Here is a 24,423-nt window from a genome sequence, read left to right as displayed (position 1 = left end):
AGGCTCCAGTGTTGCAAAGACTGGCCCAAGCGGCCCTGGCGGCGGGCCGGAAGGAAGATCTCCAAAGCCAGGACCGCTGTTCGTCAAGTAGAAAGCGTTCCTCCGTAGGAAGGATTCGTAGAAGAGTTACAGAGGTTCTACTGTCAGGACGACTTTCCCAGTAGTACGTCGCTCCGCAATGGCCCGGTGGGCGTTAGCTGCTTCTTCAAGGGGGAAGGTCTGCCCGACAGAGATTGTCAGCTGACCAGCGGCCAGGTAGCGAGTCAGCTCCTGCATCGCGAAAGCCACCTGCTGCGGACGGCTGAGCCAGGCACTCAGCCAGTAGCCGATGATCGCCTGGTTTTTATACATCAGCTGGATACCGCTGAACTGAACGATCTGTCCGCTGGCAGCCCCATAGACAACCATTCGACCGAAAGGGGCCAGACAACGCAGGTTCTGCTCCGCAATCGAGCCACCGACCATCTCAAGCAGCACATCGACGCCGCGCCCGCCAGTGGCCTGCTTGACCTGCTCCGTCCAGTTCTCCTGGCTGTAGTTGATGGCCTGATCGGCTCCCAGGCGCCGAATATACTCCAGTTTGGCCTCGCTGCTCGCCGTGCCAATGACCTGGCCTGCTCCTAGCAGATGGGCAAGCTGCACGGCAAACGTGCCTACGCCTCCCGCAGCGGCATGCACCAGCACGCTTTCACCCGCTTGCAGGCGAGCTGAGTCGTGCAGAAGCTGATAAGCGGTCACCCCCTGGACGGGCAGGGCAGCGGCCCGCACAAAATCGAGGGTCTCCGGGATCGGAAAGACCGTCTCTGCCCTGGCAGTGGCATATTCAGCGTAGCCGCCGGTGGCAAAGGCCGCCACGCGCGTGCCCGGGGAGGGAGCGGTGACGCCCTCGCCCAGGGCCACCACTGTGCCAGCAACCTCGACGCCGAGCGTGGTCGGTGTGCGTGTGCGCGTCAGATAGGTACCCTGACGCTGAGCCAGATCGGCATAATTCACCCCGGCAGCTGCCACCTTGATCAACACTTCGCCCTGCCGCGGCTGCGGCGTCTCGATCTCCTCTAAACGCAAGACCTCTGGTCCGCCAGTTTCGTAGATGCGGATTGCTTTCATGGTCCCGATGTCTCCTTCTATTTCCTGGCCTATCAGAGTGATTCCTGGCATAACCAGCCAGGGAGCCTGCTCACTTGTGCTGCTCACTTGTGCTGCTCACTTTCGCACCTGCACATTGCTCACTCTGGCAACCTTTGGCCAGCCTGCCTACGCACAAGGGAGCGGCGCTTCTGATTCTATCCCATGCGATGAGATGTTGCGTCAGGAATAGATAGGGCAGCATGGTTGGCAAGGGGACTATCCTCCCCCTGATGGACCCAAGGAGAAATTCCCCGCATACCAGAGGTCCCTGGCTGGCTCGTTTATAACGAAAAAGAGAGGGAGAGCCGGAGAGCACATAGCCTGCTCTCTCTGGCTGAGGCAGGAAGGAAGCGAATAGGCTGGTCCCCAAGGCGGGGTCCAAGCGCCTCCAAAGGAGCAACGCCACGGTAAGAGAGAGCAAAGAGATATCTTGATACGTAATAGCAATGAGAGAAACGATTTGCTATAATATTCACTAAGAAGAAAGTACTAAAGATCCACCACCTCTCTGAGGAAGGCGGGGGGAAGCAGTACAATCTTCACGTGTCCGACATAGGGCGAGAGCACTCATACGGTCTTCATCTCCTGGACGGGTTGGCCTCTTCCCTGCATTGTGCTCATGGCAGGAAAGAAAAAGGCGTAACATAGCGATTGAAACATTGACAGACATGAAATGAACTATGAAGGACACGGAAGGCTGCGAGCATCTTCTGCAAACGACCCTCATTTGATTGCTTGCGGGCCTTTCTCAGGTGAGGTGAAGGAATGGAAGAAAAGGGTGGTCGCCATGCGCGCTGGTGGCAACGGGCATGGCGGCGCAATGGTGTGAGGAGTAGGAGAAGCAATCGGCTGAAATGGCTGTCATGGATACAGGCGCGGCGCAGCGGGCTGTTGACGGGGGCCCTTGTGCTGGCTTTAGTCCTGCTGCTCTTTGGCTTGGCCAGCCAGCTCCAGCCGCCGCTGACCAGCACGGCGCCGAGCGGCGTGACAGTGCTGAGCTATAGCGCTTTTGTGAACCAGGTCAAGGCGGGCAAGGTGCTGGCGGTGGTGCTGCAGGACCGCTCGATGTATGGCTTGCTGGCCTCTACTTCGACGCCTGCCGGGCAGCCGCCTTCCTCGCAAGCCCTGGCTACCGAGATGAGGGCCTGGAGCCGCTCGATCAGCGCCAGCGCCAATTATTCGGGGTGGGCCAGTGCCCAGACACAGGCGCAGACCTTCAATCCGGCCCGGCAGCTCTATACGCGCCTGCCTGCCGAGGGAGATCCACAGCTCATGCCTCTTCTGTATGAAAAACATGTTTTCGTGACGATATTGTCCCCGACCTCTAATCCTTTGTGGTTGCAGCTGCTCTGGCGCCTGCTGCCCATTGTGGTCATTGGCCTGGTTCTCACCCTGATGACTTTCTCGCTGCGCAATCCGCGTCCGCTGCGTGCTCTAGACGAGCGCATCGCGCGTATGAGTCGGAGCCGGGCGCGCCGCTTCGAGAAGCAGCCGGGCCCGGCGGAGCGCAAGACGGAAGGCCAGGACCGGGGGAGCAATGGCGGTTCGCTGGCCGAGGTCAGCGGTGGAGGAAGCAATGGCCTGGCGGGGCGCATGGGGCAGGCGCGTGTGAAAACGGCTCCCCCGGTAACCTTTGCCGATGTCGCTGGCATCGATGAGGTACGTTCTGAGCTAGAAGAGATTGTCGAGTTCCTACGCGCGCCGGAGCGTTTCAAGCGCCTGGGGGCTCGCATCCCGCGGGGCGCCCTCCTGGTTGGGCCACCGGGGACGGGCAAAACCCTGCTTGCAAAAGCGGTCGCGGGCGAGGCCGGTGTGCCTTTCTTCAGCATCAGTGCCTCGGAATTTGTGGAGATGTTTGTTGGCGTCGGTGCCAGTCGGGTGCGCGATCTCTTTGCCGAGGCCCGCAAGTCGGCTCCGTGTGTCATCTTTATTGATGAGATTGATGCTGTAGGGCGCAAGCGAGGGGCGCGTGTCTTCAGCAATGAGGAGCGCGATCAGACCCTCAACCAGTTGCTGGTTGAGCTGGATGGTTTTAACGAGCGTGAAGCGGTGATCGTGCTGGCGGCCACCAACCGGGTCGATATCCTGGATCGCGCCTTGCTGCGCCCGGGGCGTTTCGACCGCACCATTACGGTCTCCCTCCCCGATCGAGCCGGGCGGCAGGCCATTCTGGCGGTCCATACCCGTCGAACGCCGCTGCATGAAGATGTCGATCTGGAACGCCTGGCGCGTCTGACGACAGGTATGAGTGGGGCTGATCTGGCCAATCTGGTCAATGAAGCGGCCCTGATTGCGGCGCGCCGCGACCTGGAGACAGTGACGCAGACCTGTTTTGAAGAAGCGCTGGCCCGCGTCCAGCTCGGCATTCTGCGTCCGCTAGTGATGAGCGAGCGGGAGCGGCGCGTGATCGCCTATCATGAAGGGGGCCATGCCCTGGTCGCCTACCACTTGCCGGAGGCGGACCGCGTAAATTGCGTAACGATTCTGCCGCGGGGTCAGAGCCTGGGCGTAACTCAGTTCGTCTCCGAAGAGGATCGCTATAACTATAGCCGTGAGCGGCTGATGGCGCGCATCGCCGTTGGTCTGGGAGGGCGGGTCGCTGAGGAGCTGATCTTTGGTTCCGATCATGTGACGACGGGCGCTGAGAACGACCTGCAGGTGGTGACTGATCTGGCGCGCCGCATGGTCACCCGCTGGGGGATGAGCGAGCAGGTAGGAGTGATCTTCGCCGATTACGGCGCCGAGGAGGTCAGTCCCGCCCTGTCGGCGGTCTCCGCACGAGCGACGGGGGCGGCGCTGGCCCTGGAGGTCTCCCCGTTAGGATCGACTTCGGCCAGTGCTCATCTGCTGCCGGCTCATGCTACAACAGCGACCCTGGCGCGCATGCAGGCCGCAGGGACCGGCCTGGGGCGTGGCTTCGGCGCGATCAGCACCTCGCTGGCTGCTCTCATCGATGCCGAGGTGCAGCGCATTCTGAGCGAGGGCCGCGAGCTGGCTCGCTCGATCTTGAGCACGCATTGTGATCAGCTGCATCGGCTGGCCGGGGCGCTGCTAGAGCGGGAGCATCTCAATCGTGCAGAGTTTGAGGCCCTGCTACAGGAGGCGGAGGTCTAGTGGCAGCACCAGGCGACTGCCCGCGCGGGGGCCTTGACCGGGCCAGAGAACAAGGGAGTCAGGAAGAGCTGAGCTGGATGAGGCGACTCTCTCCCCAGCGTCCTTCCCACTCCCAGTGCGCAGCGCTACCACTGCGCTCGCTTGCCGTCAGGTTAAAGTGGTAGTGGTCGCCATCGCCCACAGAGCAGGTGGCCTGCAGAGCAAAGGGACCCCACTGGATCGGACCCGCGTGGTAGCGGCTGCCGGGTCGGCGCAGAGCGCGGGGCAGCATGGGTTGCACTGTAAGCTGGCCCGCCTCTTCTTCGCGCAGACCGAGCAGGTAGCGTAGCAAGAGATGCAGGCCCAAGGCGCCCCAGCCATAGCCTTCAATACCGGCGGTGACGTACTCCAGCATGGTGCCCTGCCAGCGGGCCTGGCGATATTCGCGGGTCACCCCGGGTAAACCTTCTTCGGCGCTGAAGGAGCGTCGGTCGAGATGGCGATAGCCATCGGCGATGAACTGGGCGGCGAGTTCAGCGGCCACCTCGGGCAGGCCGGCAGCGTCGGCGGCTCCGATGACGGTCAACGCCACTGGGGGCCAGCAGAGTGGGGCCCAGCCTCCACTGTGAGTCGGGGGATGGCGCAGCGCTTCCTGCAGCTGCTCGCTCTGACCCCAGCCAGCCGCGCCACAAAAGACGGGGGCCAGGTGCATGGCATCCCGTTCGCTCGACCATTGTTGGCGTTGGGAATCGTAGTCTCGGAACCAGCCATGCTGCCACATACGCCGCGTCTTGACCGTGAATTCATCGGCGATACGTTGCCACCAGGCGGCCTCAGCCTGCCACTCCTCGCGGCTGAGAAGCGGGCCGGCAGAGGAGGCTCGCTCTGAGCCATCCACCTCCTCTTGCGCCAGAATCGTGGCCCAGCGTGTCACAATGGCTGCTCCCTGGGCCATGCTGGCCTGCAGATCCACCGGACGCACATGCTGAATAAGCGTCCCCCCGGTTTGCTGCGGTCCAAAGCGACTCGACACATCCTGACCGCTCTCCCAGGAGCAGGCGTAGACCAGCCAACCGTCGGCATCGCGGCGATGCTCCAGCCACCAGCGCAGATAAGCGGCGGCAGCGGGATAGAGGCGCCGGAGCCAGGCCCGGTTACCGCTGCGCCGGAAGAGCAGATCGCAGCAATAGAGGGGATAGCCCCACTCCGGAGCGGTCCCGCAGATCTGCCCATCGTCGGCCACCATATTGTAGCTGCCATCCTCACGCATACAGGGAAGATTGGAGTGGGGTGCCTCCGTAAAGTGGGTCAAGAGCACCTCCTCAGCCAACTCGGGCGCCGCATAGCTGAGAGCCAGGGCATCCAGGGCGGCCTCAGCCAGCACCAGGCGCGGAGCCTGGATCTGCATGCCGTCCCAGGCTCCCTTAAGCAGACCGCAAGGAGGGCGAATCACCATGCGCAAGGTTTCCTGATCATAGACGAAGCCGCGGCGCCAGGTCGCTGGCCAGTCGCCCGACAGCTGGGGCGCCCGTGTCCAGAAAGCCTCGTCCTCTTGCTCTCGCTCCCTCAAGGCCGCCTGGAAGCCTGCCTGAGCCTCACGCCAGCGGCGGTAGCTCTGATCAAGCGAGACCCCACGCGCCAGCAAGAGCAGCAGGCGGCGCTCCTCGCCATCCGCCATCAGCTCCACGGTGCAAGGCAGCGTCAGCGTGCGCACCTGCCAGCCTGTCTCGGGGTCTGCCTGCGTCACCGTTGGTGGGGCCACCGCGGCCCCACGTAGTCGGGCGCCCAGTTCGGCCTGAGAGACAGTATAGATCGGCTCTCCTGGCTGGGGCGCAGGACCGTCGTCGACAGCTAGCCAGCCGTGGATGAAGACGTCACCCTCGCTGGCTATGCCTAACATGGCCAGATTGCCCCCAGGCAGGGCACGCCCATAGAGACCGTGCTCCCACAGGCGACTCGTAAAGGGATTGTGGGTGTGCTCGTGCTGAACATAACAGGTCACCCGCAGCCTCGACTCGCCCGTGGCCGTCAACGAGAGCAGACAGCCAAGCACATGCTCCTCAACCAGGAAATACACAGCGTGCACCAGCAGATTGTGTGAGGGGACAATACAATTGTAGGCGAAGCGATTCCTGGTATGGAGAGGGCTATTGAGAGCGCAGCCCTGGCGCTGGAAATCTTCCGGCGTAATCAGCAAGAGATCATCGCCGAGGCGCAGCCCAATATTCAGATGAGCGCTGTATTGAAACTGGTTGCGCACATAGCTGCCCAGATTAGGGACGTGCCAGCCCATGCCAAGCGGCGGGCGGCTGCGAAGCACACCGCTCGGATTCAGCTTCCAACTGTGGAAAGGATTGTCTAGATAGCCATGCGGCGTAAAATCATCGCGCGGAATCATCGGCACCCGGCCCTTTCCTTCTCATGCTTGCCGGCTGAAGCCCTCAGCCTGCTCTCTCTCTTCTGCTCCCCATGATAGCCCGCCGACTGTCGCCCGGCAAGTCCCTGCCAAAGACCTCCATGCTCCTGCCTCTTCCCACCAGCCGCACCATCCGCCTGGCCTGGTCCCCCCACACTCCATCTTGACTTGACAAAGACCCCGCCTTCATCTATACTTTTTATGGTTGCTATACTAACATTAGTAACTATTTTTAAGTTGTTTGCTATTCTTCTTTGAGAAGAGGAGGCCAGCCATGCCCTGGCGCATCGACCCGGCGCACACCAGCATCGAATTCAGTGCCAAGCACATGATGATCACCACCGTGCGAGGTCGCTTCAAGCAATGGGCGGGAACCATTGAGTTCGACGAGGCTCACCCCGAAGCGACGCGGGTCACCGTCGAAATCGACGCAGCCAGCCTTGATAGTAACCAGCCGCAACGCGACGCCCATCTCAAATCTGCCGACTTCCTTGATATTGAGCAGTACCCCACCATCACCTTCACCAGCACGCGCGTAGAACCCCTCAGCGACACCACCGGCAAGCTCTACGGTGACCTCACCATTCGGGGCGTCGCCCGGCCCATTGTTCTCGACGTCACCCTGGAAGGCCGCTCGCGTGACTGGCAAGGCAAGAGGCGCCTGGGCTTCACGGCCACCTCCTCGCTCAACCGCAAAGACTGGGGGCTCAACTGGAATGTGGCCCTGGAAGCTGGCGGCTGGCTTGTCAGTGACCGCATTGACATCCGAATTGAGGCCCAGCTCATCGAAGAGGAGCGCGCGGCCAGCCAGGAAAGCCAGGCCCAGGCTGCTGGCGGCACGCAAGGATAGAAGCGAGGCTGGGAGCAGGTAGAGAGAGCCGGGTCACGCAGGAAGGCAGCAACCGGCAAGAGGTCACTCCTCTGCCTGCTCTGCTCAGCCGCAGTCGCGAAGAGCAGCACAAGCGGGGGTGGGACGGAGAGCGGCCCACCTCTGGCTCTGGCCTGCTGGACGCTGGACCCAGGCCCCGCAAGACAGGTCCGAGCCAGCCCTAACTAATGAAGTCCTCCGTAAACCAGACCCAGCCCGAAGGATCGACATAGACCCCGATGCCCACGCGGTGCAATGTCGTGCTAAAGAGATGGATGTGGTGCCAGCCCGTTGCCGGCTCATTCGCCATGCTTTCCTGGACCTGATAGACATTGGTCCAGGCAGGATTTGAGGGGCCGGCCAGACCGATATTCTCGCCGCAATCGCTGAAGCTGAAACCTTCGTTAGCGATACGTGTACACTGCGGCAGGCCATCGGGGCAGGTATGGCTAAAGCCACAGTGGTACATATTCCAACTATGCAAGCGAGCGCCAGCAGCTAACGTCGCGTTCCACACGTAGGGATAGAGGCCCTGGGCCGCCCGATCACTATTGATCTGCTCGAAGAGCTTTTGAGTCAGGTATTGCTCCAAAGCTGTAAGCGGGGGAGGAGGGCCATAGGGAGCGGAAGCGCTGGCCAGGGGAGTTGCCTGAGAGCCGCTTGTCTTCGTAGTGGTGGGGGGAGGCGTGGGGGTGAGATGCTGACTGGGGATCAGAACCGTAGGTGTTGGCGTTGCCAGCCGCTCCAAATTGGTAAAGGCTCCGCTGCCGAGGGGGGCGTGGGCCGCATCGCGTGCGGGTTGAGAGCGACTGCTGCTGTTCCCGCCGCTCGCGCAGGCGGGCAACAACAACAGGAGCACAAAGAGACTGATCACCTTGAACGTCAGCCGATCTCTTCTCATGCTGAGCAGCAGCTCTCTATCTTACTGGAAAGCCTTGAAGCAGGGAACAGTGTAGCATACTGTCACGATCGATAGGCACATCGACACATGTGCCTGGTACTTTTGGGGGGAGACTGCTCATGTACAGCGAGAGAAGAGAGGGCCATGCTTCCAAGAGGAGATCTAGAAGCGGCAGGTCACAACAACAGCAGTGATATCATCGGGTTTTGCTCGAATGGTCAGATGGCGCTCCTCGCGCGAGCGTTGTAGCGAGCGTTCGACCAGGAGGCGAGCCACCGAAGAGCGGGGGCCAGCCTTGAGCAAAGCCGCGATCTCCTCATCGGTCAAATTATCGTGGATGCCGTCGGTGCAGAAGAGCACGCGGTCGCCTGGAGCGATCGTCGTCTGGTCCACGTGAATAGTGGGGGGTAGGGGGCCGCCGAGGGCCTGAGTAATGCCGCCGCGCCAGCGGAAGTAGTTCAGCTCCAGATCCGAGAGATCTTCGAAGCGCATCGCCTGATCGATGCGCAGGGCATCGCTATCTCTGAGCACCTTATTTTCCACCAACTTTCCCAGCAAGCCATCGTCGGTGGTCAGACGGCGGAGCGGCTCGCCGGGTCGGAGTAAATAGATGCGGCTATCGCCGACATGGGCATAGAAGAGCAAGGCTCCGGGGGCATTAGAGAGGGGGCAAAAGACGCCGAGGGCGACCGTTGTCGCCAGGTCGTCGGTTCCGGCCAGCTGCGCGCCTTCCGTGCGGATCAGCTCGTCGGCCTCTTCCAGCACCTCGCGCAAGTAGCGGCCAAGCTCTTGATGGTGCTCTCCCGGCTGATCCAGCAAGAGGCCGCTGGGGTAACGCTGTTGCAGGCGGCGCATCACAGTTTTCCAGCCCTGATGCGTGCAGCGGGCCGCGATACGAGCGGCGATTTCGCCGGCGGCGCTGCCACCGACGCCATCGAAAACAGCGGCCAGGCCAGTTGAGGCATCAGAGATAAAACTGTCCTCGTTGTGCTCTGGGTGCCTTTCACAGGGGATACTACAGGCAGAAAACACAAAGCGAGACGGCTCAGAGGCGACGCTGGCCTGGCGCCGGCGGCCTCTTGCATGCGGCATTGTAATCAATGACTCCTTCAGCTCCACTCCACGGCTTGGTCGTGACATAGCAGTACAGACCAGGACAAGGCATGTCTGGTGCAGATATGGTAGCGTGCTTGGCCGTGCGCCTGAGTCGCCTCCTGGCACGGGCTCTGGACCTGGAGCGCCGTACGACGGGCTAGCCCTGCTGGGGGCCTGGCCATGCCGATGGACGGCGACCGATCCCTCGCAGTGGGCGAGGAAAGCATCAGACCTCGCCAGGCGAGGAATAGCGAGGGAAATTGTCCCTTGATCGCGCTTACGCTAATTATAGTATGCTATCCCTGTCTGGTCAACTGCTTACGCAAATACGAGACCGAAACGCGCCGACTACCCGTCCTGCTCGCTCACAGCAGGCAGGCATGAGCACAAGGAGGCCAGCAGGGCGGGCTGGCCAGTTCCCCGCCTTCTGGCCTGCCTGTTTACCTGCCTGGCTCATGGCCAGAAGGTGCTGGCAGAAGCCCGGCCAGGCGCAGGAAGTTTTCGAAAACCAGGCGCGTATGCTGGCGATAGAGCGGATAGAAGCGGGCGCGTTCCTGCTCCAGGCGCTCGATAGCGTCAGGCCCCAAGAGCGAGATAATTTCCTCGCGGTAGTCAGGGGTATAGAGCCACAGGTCCAGCATCGCGGGCGTCAGCTCGATGTGGTATTGCAATCCATAAGCGCAGCGCCCATAGCGGAAAGCCTGATGAGGCGCGCTCGGGCTGGTGGCCAGCAGAACGGCGCCTGCAGGCAGGCCGAAGACGTCCTCATGCCAGTGGATCACCTGCTGATAGCCCGGCAGTCCCTCAAAAAGCGGGTCGCGCTGCCCGGCCTCGGTCAATTGCACCTGGTAGAAGCCCAGCTCCACAAAATCGTGCCGTTTGACCTCCGCTCCCAACACATTCGCAAGCAATTGTCCTCCCAGGCAAATGCCAAGGAAAGGAATGTCCTGCTCAACAGCCTGGCGAATCAGGGCCTGCTCCTGGCGGAGATAGGGGTAGCGCTCATCCTCGCCCACATGCTGGGGACCGCCCAGCACGAGGAGGGCGCCGTAGTCACCCGGATGATCCGGCAGCGGGCCCCGCTCGGCGTGCACAGTATCGCAGGCGATGCCGTGCTCAGCGAGGATCTCGCCAAGGTAGCCGGGAGGATCATCCCAGATCTGTTGAATAGCTAAAACGCGCTGCGAGCGGCTCTGTTGCCTCATTTGTTCTATCTGTCCCGTCTGCTGCGTCTGCTCCATACCCGCATTACCTGTCTCATTGCCTCAAGCGCTCCCGATCGACCGGGGAAGAAAAAGAGCGCGACCCGGCCTCTTGCGCCTGCCCGGTCTGGCCTCGCCGAGACCTGCCGCTTGCTTTCTCTGAAGACTATAGCTGAGAAGGCGGCCTGGGTCAAGGCCTGGTCGAACCCGCTGCGCCGAGAGCCGTCCCGGCCTTCCTCTCGGCTGACGCTGTCGCTGCCTGCCAGGGGACAAACGGTTGTTTTGCTATGTAATGTCTTGTATTATTTTGTTTCAGATTGTATACTATGTAACAGGGGTGTGTGCTTTTCCTCACTGCTTGCTGCAATGTTAGCCCTGACACCAAAGGGGGTCATGTATGGGTAAACGCATACCTTCCTGCTGCCGCCTGGTGCTACCCTTCGTCCTGACCGTGCTACTCCTCTTTATTCTTACCCCTGATGTGCGTGCAGCTCATGCCCAGGGCTTGAAGCTGGTCGGCCCAAAGAAGTACTACCTTGTCCTGGGAAACTCCCTCGCTTTCGGCTTCCAGCCTGACCTTGACTTCACGCACGGCTACAGCAACTACTTTTTCCAGGATCTGAAGGCGCATGGCACAACCAACATGGTCAACCTGGCCTGTCCGGGCGAGACCAGCGTCACCTTCCTCAACGGCAAATGTCCTTTTCCCCTCCTGCGCAAGTATCCCTACGTTGGTTCTCAGCTGAATGCCGCCCTCAATTTCCTGCGAGCCCATCCGGGCCAGGTCAGCCCTGTGACCCTGGATATCGGGGCCAATGATGTCCTGCCCTATCTGAACTCGCAGACCTGTGCGATCGATACCACTGGCAGCACCAGTGCCTTGCAGACGCTGGACTATAATCTGCGCCAGGTGATTCTGCCCCAGCTGCGGGCGGCTCTTACGGTGAACGGGCAGGTGACGGGCGATGTGCTCGTGATGAACTATTACAATCCCTATCAGAACATCTGCCCCAACACGGTGCCCTATACTCAGCAGCTCAATGAGCATCTGGCGAGCGATGTCCAGGGCTTTGGGGTGCTCGTCGATGTCTTTTCTGCCTTTGGAGGGGCCGCTGTCCCCAATAACAACATTTGTAGCTATACCTGGATGTGCAGTGTCTTCCACGACATCCATGCAACGGACAAGGGCTACCAGGTGATTGCCCAGGCTTTTGAGCAGACCGCCGGCTACTAGGACTGGAGAACATTGGTCGCTCAGATCAATCAAGGGCGGCAGTTGCTGACGCGATGCTGCCACGTCCGTTCAGCTTCTGCCCCTCTGGCTCCGTTGGCTTCTCCTCTGTTGAGCTGCTGAGGAGAAGCTAGACAGGGTGGTGGTGGCGGGTGCGCTCTCCACGCCTCATCTGCTGGCAGGTGGGCCGACAGCCTGTTGCATTTCCCTGCGAGGAAGGGGCACCCCCCGGCTGTCGGCCCGCCCGCTTTCTGGCCCTCCTGCGCCCGCTTCTTTCCTCATCTAACCTGCCTTCTGGGAGGTTCTGCTCTCTCAGGACGGCAGCGGTGTATAATAAGGGCGCGCACTGTTCCCTGGCGTCGGGCTGGAACGTTCTAGTCTGCAGGAAGATAGGGAAAGGTGTGGCCTTGGCCTGGCATGGTGCCTGATCCGAGCGGCAAGGTGCTGTTGCTCTGTGCTCTGGTGCTCCCAACGGACCAAAAGGAGGGCTGTTTCCGTTCCGGCTATGGATGCTCCGATGAAGCTGCTGCTGGTCGATGATCACGGCCCCTTGCGCAAGGCCCTGCGTGAGGGCCTTGAGGCGACGGGGGCTGTCCAGGTGGTTGGTGAGGCCGCCACGGGACGTGAGGCCGTGGCGCGCGCCTGCGAGCTGGATATGGATGTGATCCTCATGGACGTGCAGCTGCGTGATCCTGCCCTGGGGCGCAAGGCGATGAGCGGCGTGGCGGCGGCGGTCGCTATTCGCCGTGAGCGCCCCCGCATGCCGGTGGTCTTTTATTCGATTCAGGATGACGATGAGTATTATCGCGAGTTTCGCGCTTCTGGTATTCTAACGCACTACGCTTACGTTCGTAAAAGCAATTATCTGCTGCCGAGCATGCTGGTGCCGCTGCTGCGTGATGCTATCAGTGGTCGCAGCTTCGTTGATCCCGAGATCGAGGACCGTGTGCAGGAGGTGCGCAGTCTGGATGAGCAGTCGCCGCGCGCCTTGTTGGAGCCGAACGAGTTGCGTGTTGCCGAGCTGCTGGCCCAGGGCATGACCAATGAGCAGATTGCGGCCCGTCTGAATCTGCACGATAAGCGTGCGGTGAGCCGCACCAATGGACGCATTTATGCCGCCTGGGGCTTGAGCGAGTCAGCGGTTGATGAGAAGGTGGCGCGCGCGCGCGCGACGCTGATCTACACGCTCAATCGCATGATCATCTGGGATGAGCAGGGAGTGGCCTACGTGCAGAATCGCAAGGGCGAGTGGGTGCCTTTCTATGCCAGCGAGGGAGAGGAGGCCTCTTCTTAGCCGGGCCGCTCAGTCGATCTGCCTGTTGTGAGGGAAATGATGGCTCTTGAGACACTGCTTGCTCCGGTCACCTTGCTGCGCACGCTGACGCTGGCGGTCTCGATCTTTAATCTGGTGACCTTCCTCTGGCTGGCGAGTACGGTCTGGCTGAACGGTGATCATCGGGCGCGTATCACGCTCTGGGGAGTGGTGGGTCTGGCGCTGAGTGCCCTCTTTTTCTTCGTGCATGCCCTGCTGATTACGCTGCCGCTGGATCAGCCGGCTCTGCGCCCTCTACTCAATCTGCTCTGGCAGGCCGCCTGGTTTCCGGCGCTCTGGGTGCCCTATATCTGGTTCGCTATCGGCCTGCACTATGCCTCGCTGATCAACGCTGGCTGGCGACGGCGCATTCCCTGGTTGCTGGCTCTAGGGGCCGTTCTCGGGACGGCGCTGCTCTTACTATTGTTGCTCAATCGCCGGACCTTTACCTTTGTGGAAACATTGCAGCTGTTGGCCTATAGCGCGCCGCCTCCCAGTGTGGGGCGGGCCTGGATTTCGCCGCTCTTCCTGCTGCCGCTCCTGTTTCTGGTCTATGTCGCCTTCTGCGCCATCGGCCCCTGGTTTACTTCCAGTCGTATTCAGCAGGTGGTGGTGGCCGGCGGGCGGGCTGTGGGGCTGAGCTTGCGGGCGCGCAGGAGGGGGGGGGCCCGGCCTGCGTTGCGGCGGGCCCTGTTAGAAGCCTTCTGGGATGATCCTACGGAGGTAGAATTGTTAGAGGAGCCGCAGCTCTCCTGGCACCTGGCGCGCCCGGCCTTGCTGCTGGCGGCTTTACTGATGGTGGCCCTGACTATTGGCCTGGGCCTGGCCGGGCTGTGGTCAATGCTGCGCTGGCTGGGGCGTGGGGCGCCGCTGCTGGCTGTGCCACCTTTACGGTCCATTCCCCCGGGCCTGCTCGTGCTTGATCTGGTCGCCAACCTGGTGGTGGCTTTGATCATTTTGGTCATCGGCTACTCGATTGTCCGTCATGGTATCTTGATTGAGCGCCCACTGGCGCGACGAGGCTTCTTTGAGCAGTGGCGCGGCATCGTCATTGTGGCGACGGCGGTGGCGCTCTTCATCGCCCTTTTGGTTTCGCTGACGCATAGTAGTCTGGGTGGGCTGCTCTGCATTACCTGCCTGGCGACAGTGGCCTACGCTCTCTTTACCTGGAGCAGCTACCAGGCTCATGATCGCTATATTGCCTTGCTGGGCCGCTTTTTGAGTAGTACGAGCCTGCGCCACTGGCTGAATACGAGCGCGGAGAAGAGTGAGCACGAGCTGGAGAACCTCTTTTTCTCACTCTGCCAGAGTGTCCTGGCGGTGCGCTGCGCGCGCCTGGTGATTCTGGCTGGCCCAATGCGCCGCACCTTTAGCTATCGCTGGCCGGCTGATGCCCGCTTCAATGGAACGGAGCTGCCGCGCCGCGGCGAAGGAACGGCCTCCGCTGAGACGGATGCCCTGGTGAAGCTGGTGCCGCGCCGTCCCCCGGGTGGGCGTGGAGCCGGGACGCCGCTGGCTTATCGCTTACGCCTGCGCCTGGTGAGCGGCGAGCCGTTGGTCTGCTGGGTGATGCCTCTCTACGATGAGCGCGGGCTGGTGGCGACCCTCTTTTTGGGGCCGCGCGAGGATGGTGGGACCTTCACTAAGGAGGATATGAATCTGGCCCAGGCCTGTGGGCAGCGCATTCTCGATACAATTGGCGATCATGAGGCGATGCAGGCCGTCGCGGCTTTGCTACGCCGGCGCATTGTCGATGTGAAGCTGCTGGGCGCTCAGCAGCGGCGAATTTTGCATGATGAGATTCTGCCTCAGATGCATCTGGCGCTCCTGCATCTGGAGACGCTGCGTATGGGGACGCGCCAGGATGGTCAGGAGGCGGCCCGTGCGGCACTCGAGGAGGCGGTTGGGCTGGTGAGTAGCGCCCATCGTCAGTTGGCGGCCCTGATGCGCGCGACGACGCCCGGTGCACCTTATCGCCTGGAGCGCGAGGGGCTGGTCCAGGCTATTCGGACGATGCTGGAGCAGGATTTTCATGATGCCTTCGATGAGGTCTGCTGGCAGGTGGATGAAGAGACAGCGACACACATCGATGAGGTAACACCGCCCGCCATTGCGGAGCTGATCTTTGCCGCTGTGCAGGAGGCGCTGCGCAATGCCGCTCGCCATGCTCGCGGCAGCGATGTCCATCGCCGCCTGCGCCTGACGCTGCAGGCTCGCTGTGATCCCGATCTGGAGGTGATAGTGGCTGATGATGGCGTGGGGATCGCTGCCGCCGACGCGACTACCAGCGGTACCGGCGGCGGCCTGCTGACCCATAGCGCTCTCCTGGCTATTGCCGGCGGCAGTCTGACGATTAAGAGCGGCCCAGATGAGGGCGTGGCGGTGCGTATCCACCTGCCCGCCGAAACCCTGCTCTGAGGGAGGTCCAGGTCTGCTCTCCCTCTACCCAGGCCCGTCTGGCCACCTCTGGGAACCGCTCTTGCCCGCGAACCCGCTCCAGCCCTCCTGGTTACTGCTGTGCTTATGTTCAACGGCATTGTTCCTATTCACCTGGGATTTCCTCTTCTGCCTTCCCCTAAATCTTCAAGCCAGGCGGTTCTATATAGTGTAAAGACATGCTTCCCTTTTGCTGCCAAAAGATATCCATAATGAAAACCCTCTCTGCTTCTCTTTATTGACTTTCTTAAGAAAATGTGTTATTCGTGTTATATACTATAATTATAATGTTGCTCTATAAAGAGAGAGAAGGAGAGAGTGAGATGCCAACACTGGACGACCTGATCGCTGAAGCAGCCCTCCGAAAGACAGAGCTGGCCCGCGAGACGGGTATTGCACCAGCAACGATCACCCGCATTAGCCACGGTGGCCCGACAACACGTGTCACCGTCAATAAAATTCTCAAGGTGCTGGAGCGCCATCTAGGCCGGCGTATTGAGGTCGAACATGTGGACGGTCTCAATATCACGAAATAGCGGCAGGCTTGTCCAAGGAGCGGTGTCGATGATGCTCTACTGGTGGCGATCCTGGGGAGCGTTAGCTAGTGAGAGATTGTCGTTCTCGGGACCTGGCTGGCGAGGGCCGGGTTAGGGAAGGAGAAGGCTGCTGCTGACTCTTCTCCCTGATCGGATGCTGCTGCCCTGGCGAATCTGTAATTCGCGCGAGCCGGGGCAGGCCAGGCGACCGATGAACGGGTGAGCTATTTCGTCTCGCCTGCCAGCCAGCGGCAGGCGAGGCTTGTTTTGGCTGATCTGGCTGGCTTCTGATTGCTCCTGCTGGCTTGTCTGCCGGGTTCAGCGTCATACGGCGGCCTGTCTGCTCTGGGGAAGTAGTCGTCGGCAAGCCTGGCTCCGCTCTCCTCGAAGGAGGTGGTCTCTGTTGAAGGCTCCTGTGACGTCTTCTTTTCTGAAGGGATCTCGCCATCGCTGGCGAAGAAAGCATGTCTGTCACACAGCGCCAGCTAGCAGCCAGTGGAGAGCGGCTGCAAGAGCGCAGAGGTGGCAGCAGTGAGGAGAGAAGCTATGATCCTGATTACCGGTGCAACTGGCTTTATTGGAAGGCACCTGGTGCAGCGGCTTGTCGAGCGCGGCGAGCGACCGCGCTGTCTGGTACGCAATCGTCGCCGCGCGGCTCAGCTCCTGCCAGTGGAGCATATCGAGCTGGTGGAAGGAGCGACCACGTATCCGGCCTCGCTGGAGCCGGCCCTGCGTGGTGTTGACACTGTCATCCATGCGGCCTTTATGACTGCCGATCGCAAGCAGTCGGCGGGCAATACCTATGAAGGAACCAACGTCGCTGGTACCACCAACCTGGTCAATGCCGCGCTGGCCGCTGGAGTGCGGCGCATGATCGAACTCAGCGGCCTGGGGACCAGGCCAGACCGGCCCGGCAGCTACATGCAAGGGCGCTACCTGGCCGAGGAGGTCCTCAAAAAGAGTGCCCTCGAATGGAGCATCGTGCAGCCCTCCGTCCTCTTTGGGAAAGGCGCGCCCTTCTTCAAAGGGCTGGCGGATCTGATCCACAGCGCGCCAGTCGTGCCCCTGATCGGCGGCGGCTCGCTGCGCTTCCAGCCGATCTATGTCGAAGATGTCGTCAGCGTCATTCTGCACCTGCTAGACGATCCGGCGGGCAGCCGCAAGCGGACCTTTGTCGTCGGGGGACCCGAGTATTATACGTTTGCCCAAATCATCAACCTGTTGATGGAGACGCTGCAGGTACGACGTCCCACCTTGCCTTTACCGCTCTTCATGGCTCGCATTGGGGCCACGGCTATGGAGTTGGTGCTGCCCAAGCCCCCAATTACGCGGGCTGCCCTGACCCTCTTTACCTTCGACAATATCACGGCCCTCGATGCTGTCGAGCGCCAGTTTGGTTTCCGGCCCCTCTCGCTGCGCAGCTACCTGGCTCAGAAAGGCAAGGACGGCCTCTAGTCAAGATTGATTGTGCCATCAAGCGACCGAGCGCAGAATGCCTCTGGGTCTGGAGCGAGGCGCGGCGGCGCTAGAGCCCTGGGCCTCGCTCTGGCTGGTCTATCCCGTCTCCCCTGTATCTCTCATGGAGCAGGTTGATAGTCACTCTTTGTCTGCTCTGCCCCTGTGCTATAATAAGGCTGCGTTGCGAAGAGAGGCATCTTCATCTTCATCATCTTCTGGCTGCTTCGGAGGGAGGGACGCACAGTGTTGACGGACCTGGGGGAGCTGCACTCGCTCAGCGAGACCCTGAAGCGTATTTCTGGCCAGTTACATGAGCACACACACGAGCTGGAGCGCGCTGTTGAGGGAACCTATGCCAGTCATCTGAGCGATCCACGTGTCCAGCTTCTTAGTAAGACCCTGATGGTCAGTCGCCGCGCTGATCTGGAGCTGTCGCGCCTGAGCCAGCTCATGCTGAGTCTCCAGCGACGGCTGGAACACCACGAGACAGCAGCGCTAGAGCGTGAGCAGGAGCAGCTGCGCAGCAGTATTACGGCCCTCAAGCGCGAGCGCCATGAGTTGGAAACGCTCTATGAAATCGCGCGTACCTTGAACTCGACGCTGGAGTTCGACGAGGTGCTGCGCCTGGTCATGGATCAGGTGATCAGCTTTGTGAGGGCTGAACGGGGCTTCCTGGCCTTGCTCAATGCCCGGGGCGAGCTGGAGTTTAAGATCGCACGTACTAAGGACGCCCGCAGCCTGGAGCGCGATGCCTTCAACTTGGGCATCAGCCAGAGCACGGTCAATCGCGTCGTCCAGACGCGCCAGCCGATCCTGACGAGCGATGCTCAGGAAGACCAGGATCTCAAGGATCAGCGCAGTATCATTGAAAACCGCATTCGCTCCATTATGTGCGCGCCGCTGGTAGTACGCGACCGCTGTATTGGAGCTGTCTATGTCGATAGCCGCATCAGTGCCAACCTTTTTGGCCCACAGCAGCGCGACCTGCTCTTTGCCTTCTGCCATCAGGCGGCCATTGCCATCGACAATGCCCGCCTCTTCGCTGACCTGCAGCGCACCCTGCGTCAGGTCAACGAAGATAAGCAGTACATGGACAACATCTTTGCCTCGATTGCCAACGGCGTGATCACCACCGACCCCCAGGGGATCATCACGACCTTCAACCGGGCAGCGGGCGCGATTCTGAAGTTGGACCAGCGGGCGGTGCTGGGTAAGCATTACCGCGAGGTGCTCGGGGCGCTCCCGGAGCTGGGCCTGGTTGAGCTGCTACAGGAGGCGTTGCTGCACCATGAGCATGGGACGCGCGTGCCGGTGGCTTTCGAGGGAGAGGTTGCGGGGCTGGGCTGGGTTAATATGAATTTCTATGTGACTGCCCTGCGCGATGAGCATGGCCAGCATATTGGCACCGCCCTTGTCATTGACGACCGCACCGATCTGAAGCGTGCGCAGGCCGAGGCGCGTGAGATCAAGTCGCTCTTTGGGCGCTATGTCCATCCCAGCGTGGTGAAGCGTCTGATCGAGGACCCGCGTTCGCTCAAGCTTGGTGGGGAGACCCGCGAGATCTCGGTGGTCTCCGCTGATCTCCGGGGATATACCAGTCTGGCCGAGCGGCTCCCGCCGGAGCAGATGATGAATCTCCTCAATAACTACCTGGATCTGATGGTAGAAGCCATCTGGGATGAAGGGGGGACGCTGACGGCCTTCTGGGGCGATGAGCTGATGGCTATTTTCAATGCCCCGCTGGAACAGGACGATCATCCCCTGCGGGCGGTGCGCGCGGCCTGGAAGATGCGTCAGGCGATTCTTGACTATGCGCGTCGTCATCCCAACGAGGTGCCTGTGAAGTTCGGCATTGGGGTCAATACGGGCCTGGCGATCGTGGGCAATATAGGCTCGCGCGGTCGCATTCAGAACTATACGGCCATCGGCGATACCGTCAACGTAGCGGCCCGCCTCCAGTCCAGGGCCGACGATAATAATATTTACTTGAATGCGCCGACCTTCCATCGTGTGCGCCAGCATGTGCAGATCGATCATGTTGGGACGGTCTCCGTCAAGAATCGCTCCGAGCCGTTGGAGGTCATGCGCCTGACGGGGGTCTATAGCCTCTAACTGATCAGGAGACTGGTCAGCCTTGGGACCATTCCTTGCGCGCCAGCCGGGCAAGAGAGGTGGCGAGTGGCCTGGGTCGTGTCCTGCCTCAGACACGACCAGCAGGCCGCCCCAGGCTCCCTCTCTCCATTCTTCGGCTCGCTGCTGCTCCTCTCCTACGTCATCCAGGGGTAAGGCGAGGTATCGTCTCAGCAGGAGGTGTTCATGGCGGGCAACTCTTTGCGCAGAATGAAGCCGCGCTGAGGCATCCGCACGAAGCCGAACCACTCGTAGAGGCGGTGGGCCCGCTGGTTATCCTCCTGGGTATTGAGCATGATACGACGGACGTGCGCGCCGGCAAAGAAGCTGATCGCCTCGGCCATCAGGCGGGCGCCGATGCCCTGTCCGTTGAAGGCCGGATGGACGGCGATGCGGATCAGGTAGCCATAGCCCTCATCGACGGTATTGAACTGGTAGCCGACGATCTGCCCCGCCAGCTCCGCCACGACGAAGTAGGGATGAGTAGCGGCGATGTCGGCGAAGGCCGGAGCATCGTAGCGCCAGAGCGGGGCGAAGCAGAGCCGCTCGATCTCGCAAAGAGCCTCGAAGTCGCTGCTGCGCACGCTGCGCACGGTAATCTCCTGGTTGCCGGAGGTGGGGACGCGATAGTCGAATTTATCGTAGGCGTAGAGAAGAGCATGCAGCTCAAAGCCACGCCTCAGCAGCGGTGTGCGCAGCCAATCTTGATCCAGGTCGTTGCCCGAATAATAGAGCTGCGTGACGCCGCGCGCCTGCAGGCCGGGTTGCAGATAGGCCAGCAAGCGGTCAAGGTGTTCGAAGGCGCGCCGATGTTCGCTCCAGCTCACGCCGAAGCCGCCGATCCAGGCCACGGGCGGATTCACAGCCTGCAAGAGCAGGAAGCTCTCCAGCTGCTCGTCGTGGAAGAGACCGCAGGCGGGGTAGTGCTCCAGGAGGAGCGGTAGCTCCGGGGCTGTGAAGCGCTGGTAGACGTAGTCTGAGAACAGCAGGAGCTTCTGAACGTGGGCGAGATCGCAGGAGGTCAGAGGACGCACGTGCTGCGAACCTGTCTGCATGGGGCCTCCTTGGTCATAGTGGCATCATTGCCCTGGCTCGCTCAGTCAGGGATTGCCATCCGTTCCCTTGCCGTTGCTGCTGGCGGGATCGCTGGCGGGGATCTCCGCCTCTGGTCCTTTGACCTCGCGTCGTAGCCTGGCGATGTCTGGCCGCGGTGCATTGCGCATGCGGTAGCCAGTCAGCTTGTGGATGCGCCGCAGCTCAGCAATGAGCACATCCGTATTGATGCGGAAAGGCTTCTCCGGGGCCGGCCCAAGGCTATCGACAGCGGCGTCGTCGCCCAGCAGCAAGTTAATGCTGGTAGCGACGCAGGCCGCGTTTGCCTGCAGATCGTAGCCGCCCTCCTGGATCATGATCAGCCGGCCATCGCAGAGATATTTCGCCAGTTCGATGATGATCATCATCAGCTGAGCGAAGCCAGCGGTCGACAGATACATGTTAGCCAGGGGATCTTTCCAGTGGGCGTCGAAGCCTGCCGATACCAGGATCAGCTGTGGCTGAAAGCGGTCGGCGGCGGGTGCCATCACCTGACGAAAGACCGGCTCATAGATCTCAAAGCCGGTCGTGGCCGGCAATGGCACGTTGATGGTCGTGCCCAGGCCCTCCCCCTCGCCGCGCTCGTCCGAGCGTCCTGTGCCTGGATAGAACGGGGCCTGATGGGTTGAGAAGTAGAGGACGCGCGGATCACGATAAAAGATGTTCTGGGTCCCATTGCCGTGATGAACATCGAAATCGATGATCATCACTCGTTCGAGGCCATAGTGCTCGATGGCGTAGCGGGCGGCGATAGCAACGTTATTGAAGAGGCAGAAGCCCAGGGCCTCGTCGTACTCGGCGTGGTGGCCGGGCGGGCGGACCAGGCAGTAGGCATTATCGATCTCGCCTTTGAAGAGGGCGTCGATGGCGGTGAGGCCGGCGCCGGCGGCCTTAGCCGCGGCCTCATAGGAGCGACCGGAGACGAAGGTCTCTGGCGCAAAGAAATGGGAGACCCGTCCGCCAGCGGCGGCTTCGCGGGCGGCGCGCTCTGCCGCGGCGCGCACTGCGCGGATGTAGAGGCGATCGTGGGCCAGAGCCAGCTCATCCTCGCTGGCCTCGCGTGGTGGGAGTAGGACCAGTCCTTCCCGCTGGAGCCAGCCGAGGGCCTCCAGCACTGCCATTGCTCGCTGCAGACGTTCGGGGCGCTCGGGGTGCCGGCGCGGCGTAATATGCTCTAAGAAGATCGGGTCGTAGACGAGTGCTGTTGTCATCTCTCCTCTTCGCCAGGCGGGGACTGGCCCCAGCTCCCAGCTAGTGGGATTGTCCGGGGTGGGGGCCGGAGGCCAGGGGCCACTCCTCGCATCAGCGTCTTTGTAGCTGCGCTTGGCTGCTCGTGAATCGCTAGAGCGAGACCAGGGCTGCGACCCACGCGCAGGAATAAGAGTAGTAGTGTAACGGACCCTGGGCTGATTGGGTGCGGGCCGGCCTGATCAGGTCCGGCCCATCCAGTGCTCCTCGTGGAGGCTGTCCAGGGCGTAGCTCAGCCGAGGCTACACCTGCCTGGCCAGGGCTGTCTTGACCAGCTCGGGAATATCGAAGATGGTCTCTGCGACTGGCACACCGGCGGCCTGCAGGGCTGCCACCTTTCCCTGAGCTGTGCCCGTATTGCCCGAGATAATGGCGCCTGCGTGGCCCATGCGTTTGCCTGGAGGAGCGGTACGACCTGAGATAAAGGCCACCACCGGCTTCTTCATCGTCTTGATGAACTCGGCGGCGTCCTCCTCATCGCTGCCACCGATCTCGCCGCAGAAGACCACGGCCTGCGTTTGCGGGTCCTGCTCGAACAGCTTCAGGTGGTCGACAAAGGTTGAGCCGATGATCGGGTCGCCGCCGATGCCGATGCAGGTTGACTGGCCGATGCCGGCCTCGGTGAGCAGGGCCACGACCTCGTAGGTCAGTGTTCCTGAGCGGGAGATGAAGCCGACGGGGCCGGGAGTAAAGATCTGGTAGGGCATGATCCCGATTTTCCCCTGGCCGGGGGTGCAGAGGCCGGGGCAGTTCGGGCCGATCAGGGTAGCCCCATGCTCGCGCACCACCAGCATGGCGCGGGCCGTATCCAGCACGGGAATGAACTCAGTAATGCAGACGATCAGCTTAATGCCGGCGCTGGCGGCCTCCATGATGGCATCGGCGGCCCCGGCGGGTGGGACGAAGATACAGCTGGCGTTGGCGTCGGTGGCCGCCTTGGCCTCGGCCACCGTATCGAAGACTGGCAGGCCGCAGGCGCTCTGGCCGCCCTTCCCGGGTGTCACGCCGGCCACCACCTTCGTGCCGGCCTCCAGCATGCGAGTCGTGTGATAGCTCCCCTCGCGTCCGGTAATACCCTGGACAATGACACGGGTATGCTCATCGAGTAGAATGCTCATGCCTGCTGTCCCTTCTCCTTTGCCTGGATGGCGGCGACGATCTTCTGCGCCGCATCGCGCATATCCTTGCCCCAATCGAGGCCCGCATCCTTGAGCATGGCGCGGCCCTCCTCGGCGCCAGTGCCCGACAGGCGTACCACAATCGGCAGACCGGAGGGCAACTGCTGCTGAGCCATAATGACGCCCCTGGCGACCTCCTCGCCGCGCGTGATGCCGCCGAAGATATTGACCAGGATGCCTTTGACATCGGGGTCGCGGGCGACGAAGGTCAGGGCCTTAGCCATCACCTCGGCGCGGGCCCCGCCGCCGATATCGAGGAAGTTGGCGGGCTTGCCACCGCAGGCGGCGACCATGTCCAGCGTGGTCATAACCAGGCCCGCCCCATTGCCGATGATGCCCACATTGCCATTGAGCTTGACATAGGTCAGGCCCTCCTTGTGGGCCTCGAATTCCAGTGGGTTGGCCTCCTCTGGCTCCTCCCAGGCAGCGTATTCGCGGTGACGGTAGAGGGCATTATCGTCGAGCACAATCTTGGCGTCGGCGGCCTGCACCTGGCCATCGCGGGTCAGAACCAGCGGATTGATTTCGGCCAGGTTGGCATCACTCTCGATGAAGGCCCGGGCCAGCGCGGTCAAGATCGACCCCCCGCGGGCAATGACCGCCGAGGGGAAACCGGCACGCGCCAGGATATAGCGCGCCTCAAAGGGGCGCAGCCCCCAGCGCAGGTCGATGGGGTGCTTGATAATCTTCTCGGGCGTGGTGGCGGCGACCTCCTCGATGTCGACGCCGCCGGCGGTCGAGACCATCACGACCGGGGCCTGGGTCTTGCGGTCCAGGACGATGCCAAGATAGTACTCCTCTTGGATCTCTAGCTTGGAGACCACCAGCACTTTCTGAACCGTCAGCCCCTTGATGTTCATGCCCAGGACCCGGGCGGCGGCGGCGCGCGCCTCTTCGGGCGTGTTGCCAAACTGAATGCCTCCTGCCTTGCCGCGTCCGCCGACATAGACCTGAGCCTTGATGACCACTGGTCCGCCAAGGTCGCGGGCGATCGCTTCCGCTTCTTCTGGCGTATAGGCTACGCGCCCCGGCTGGATGGGGATGCCGTAGCGCGCCAGGATCTCTTTGGCCTGATACTCGTGGATCTTCAAATACGTAC

General features: G+C 61.6%; 17 protein-coding genes. 8 read left to right on the top strand and 9 right to left on the bottom strand.

Annotated features, from left to right (window positions below; all coding sequences use genetic code 11):
- Positions 1-126 precede the first annotated feature (126 nt).
- Positions 127-1,107 carry a quinone oxidoreductase family protein gene (locus BGC09_RS10425; protein WP_069803944.1) on the bottom strand — a complete coding sequence of 327 codons (981 nt, stop codon included), beginning with the start codon at positions 1,105-1,107 and terminating at the stop codon, positions 127-129.
- A gap of 786 nt (positions 1,108-1,893) precedes the next feature.
- Between BGC09_RS10425 and ftsH the strand changes: the two genes are divergently transcribed.
- Complete coding sequence (ftsH, locus tag BGC09_RS23405; protein WP_141727730.1) at positions 1,894-4,242, top strand: ATP-dependent zinc metalloprotease FtsH; 2,349 nt, start codon at positions 1,894-1,896, stop codon at positions 4,240-4,242.
- A gap of 58 nt (positions 4,243-4,300) precedes the next feature.
- Here the strand turns inward: ftsH and BGC09_RS10415 are convergent, their stop codons facing one another.
- Positions 4,301-6,619, bottom strand: a complete 2,319-nt coding sequence (locus BGC09_RS10415; protein ID WP_069803942.1) for an MGH1-like glycoside hydrolase domain-containing protein — start codon at positions 6,617-6,619, stop codon at positions 4,301-4,303.
- A 292-nt stretch (positions 6,620-6,911) separates the two neighbouring features.
- Here BGC09_RS10415 and BGC09_RS10410 point away from each other — a divergent pair, with 292 nt between their 5' ends.
- Positions 6,912-7,487, top strand: coding sequence for a YceI family protein (locus BGC09_RS10410; RefSeq protein ID WP_069803941.1), 576 nt, complete (start codon positions 6,912-6,914; stop codon positions 7,485-7,487).
- A 199-nt stretch (positions 7,488-7,686) separates the two neighbouring features.
- Here BGC09_RS10410 and BGC09_RS10405 read toward each other — a convergent pair whose 3' ends face one another.
- The 3 genes from BGC09_RS10405 to BGC09_RS10395 all read right to left on the bottom strand — a co-directional run bounded on the left by BGC09_RS10405 (position 7,687) and on the right by BGC09_RS10395 (position 10,742).
- A complete protein-coding gene (locus BGC09_RS10405) occupies positions 7,687-8,406 on the bottom strand; it encodes a CAP domain-containing protein (RefSeq protein ID WP_069803940.1) in 720 nt (239 codons plus the stop codon).
- A 162-nt stretch (positions 8,407-8,568) separates the two neighbouring features.
- Positions 8,569-9,498, bottom strand: a complete 930-nt coding sequence (locus BGC09_RS10400; protein WP_069803939.1) for a PP2C family protein-serine/threonine phosphatase — start codon at positions 9,496-9,498, stop codon at positions 8,569-8,571.
- Between the two features lie 443 nt (positions 9,499-9,941).
- Complete coding sequence (locus BGC09_RS10395) at positions 9,942-10,742, bottom strand: type 1 glutamine amidotransferase (protein WP_084658375.1); 801 nt, start codon at positions 10,740-10,742, stop codon at positions 9,942-9,944.
- A 358-nt stretch (positions 10,743-11,100) separates the two neighbouring features.
- Here BGC09_RS10395 and BGC09_RS10390 point away from each other — a divergent pair, with 358 nt between their 5' ends.
- The 6 genes from BGC09_RS10390 to BGC09_RS10365 all read left to right on the top strand — a co-directional run bounded on the left by BGC09_RS10390 (position 11,101) and on the right by BGC09_RS10365 (position 19,788).
- Entirely contained in the window at positions 11,101-11,937 is an 837-nt protein-coding gene (locus BGC09_RS10390; protein WP_069803938.1) for an SGNH/GDSL hydrolase family protein, read from the top strand.
- A 502-nt stretch (positions 11,938-12,439) separates the two neighbouring features.
- Positions 12,440-13,228 carry a response regulator gene (locus tag BGC09_RS10385; RefSeq protein WP_069803937.1) on the top strand — a complete coding sequence of 263 codons (789 nt, stop codon included), beginning with the start codon at positions 12,440-12,442 and terminating at the stop codon, positions 13,226-13,228.
- A gap of 36 nt (positions 13,229-13,264) precedes the next feature.
- Positions 13,265-15,664: a sensor histidine kinase gene (locus tag BGC09_RS10380; RefSeq protein ID WP_084658373.1), complete on the top strand. Its 2,400-nt coding sequence runs from the start codon at positions 13,265-13,267 to the stop codon at positions 15,662-15,664.
- Positions 15,665-16,005: 341 nt separating this feature from the next.
- Entirely contained in the window at positions 16,006-16,218 is a 213-nt protein-coding gene (locus BGC09_RS10375; RefSeq protein WP_069803935.1) for a helix-turn-helix domain-containing protein, read from the top strand.
- Between the two features lie 546 nt (positions 16,219-16,764).
- Positions 16,765-17,673, top strand: a complete 909-nt coding sequence (locus BGC09_RS10370; protein WP_069803934.1) for a complex I NDUFA9 subunit family protein — start codon at positions 16,765-16,767, stop codon at positions 17,671-17,673.
- Between the two features lie 246 nt (positions 17,674-17,919).
- Positions 17,920-19,788 (top strand): adenylate/guanylate cyclase domain-containing protein, encoded by a 1,869-nt coding sequence (locus BGC09_RS10365; RefSeq protein ID WP_069803933.1) that lies wholly within the window; start codon positions 17,920-17,922, stop codon positions 19,786-19,788.
- Between the two features lie 188 nt (positions 19,789-19,976).
- Here the strand turns inward: BGC09_RS10365 and BGC09_RS10360 are convergent, their stop codons facing one another.
- The 4 genes from BGC09_RS10360 to sucC all read right to left on the bottom strand — a co-directional run bounded on the left by BGC09_RS10360 (position 19,977) and on the right by sucC (position 24,415).
- Complete coding sequence (locus BGC09_RS10360) at positions 19,977-20,861, bottom strand: GNAT family N-acetyltransferase (RefSeq protein ID WP_069803932.1); 885 nt, start codon at positions 20,859-20,861, stop codon at positions 19,977-19,979.
- Between the two features lie 45 nt (positions 20,862-20,906).
- Positions 20,907-22,109 carry a histone deacetylase family protein gene (locus BGC09_RS10355; protein ID WP_069803931.1) on the bottom strand — a complete coding sequence of 401 codons (1,203 nt, stop codon included), beginning with the start codon at positions 22,107-22,109 and terminating at the stop codon, positions 20,907-20,909.
- Between the two features lie 279 nt (positions 22,110-22,388).
- The gene (gene sucD, locus BGC09_RS10350) at positions 22,389-23,264 is read right to left on the bottom strand and encodes a succinate--CoA ligase subunit alpha (protein WP_069803930.1); all 876 of its coding nucleotides are present in this window, start codon (positions 23,262-23,264) and stop codon (positions 22,389-22,391) included.
- Positions 23,261-24,415, bottom strand: a complete 1,155-nt coding sequence (sucC, locus tag BGC09_RS10345) for an ADP-forming succinate--CoA ligase subunit beta (RefSeq protein WP_069803929.1) — start codon at positions 24,413-24,415, stop codon at positions 23,261-23,263. The genes sucD and sucC overlap by 4 nt, the downstream gene beginning before the upstream one ends.
- Positions 24,416-24,423: the final 8 nt, after the last annotated feature.

Origin of the sequence: Thermogemmatispora onikobensis (genome assembly GCF_001748285.1) — a bacterium.
Lineage (GTDB): Bacteria > Chloroflexota > Ktedonobacteria > Ktedonobacterales > Ktedonobacteraceae > Thermogemmatispora > Thermogemmatispora onikobensis.
The sequence above is the reverse complement of the archived record's forward strand: the minus strand, read 5'-3'. Positions and strand labels throughout refer to the sequence as shown.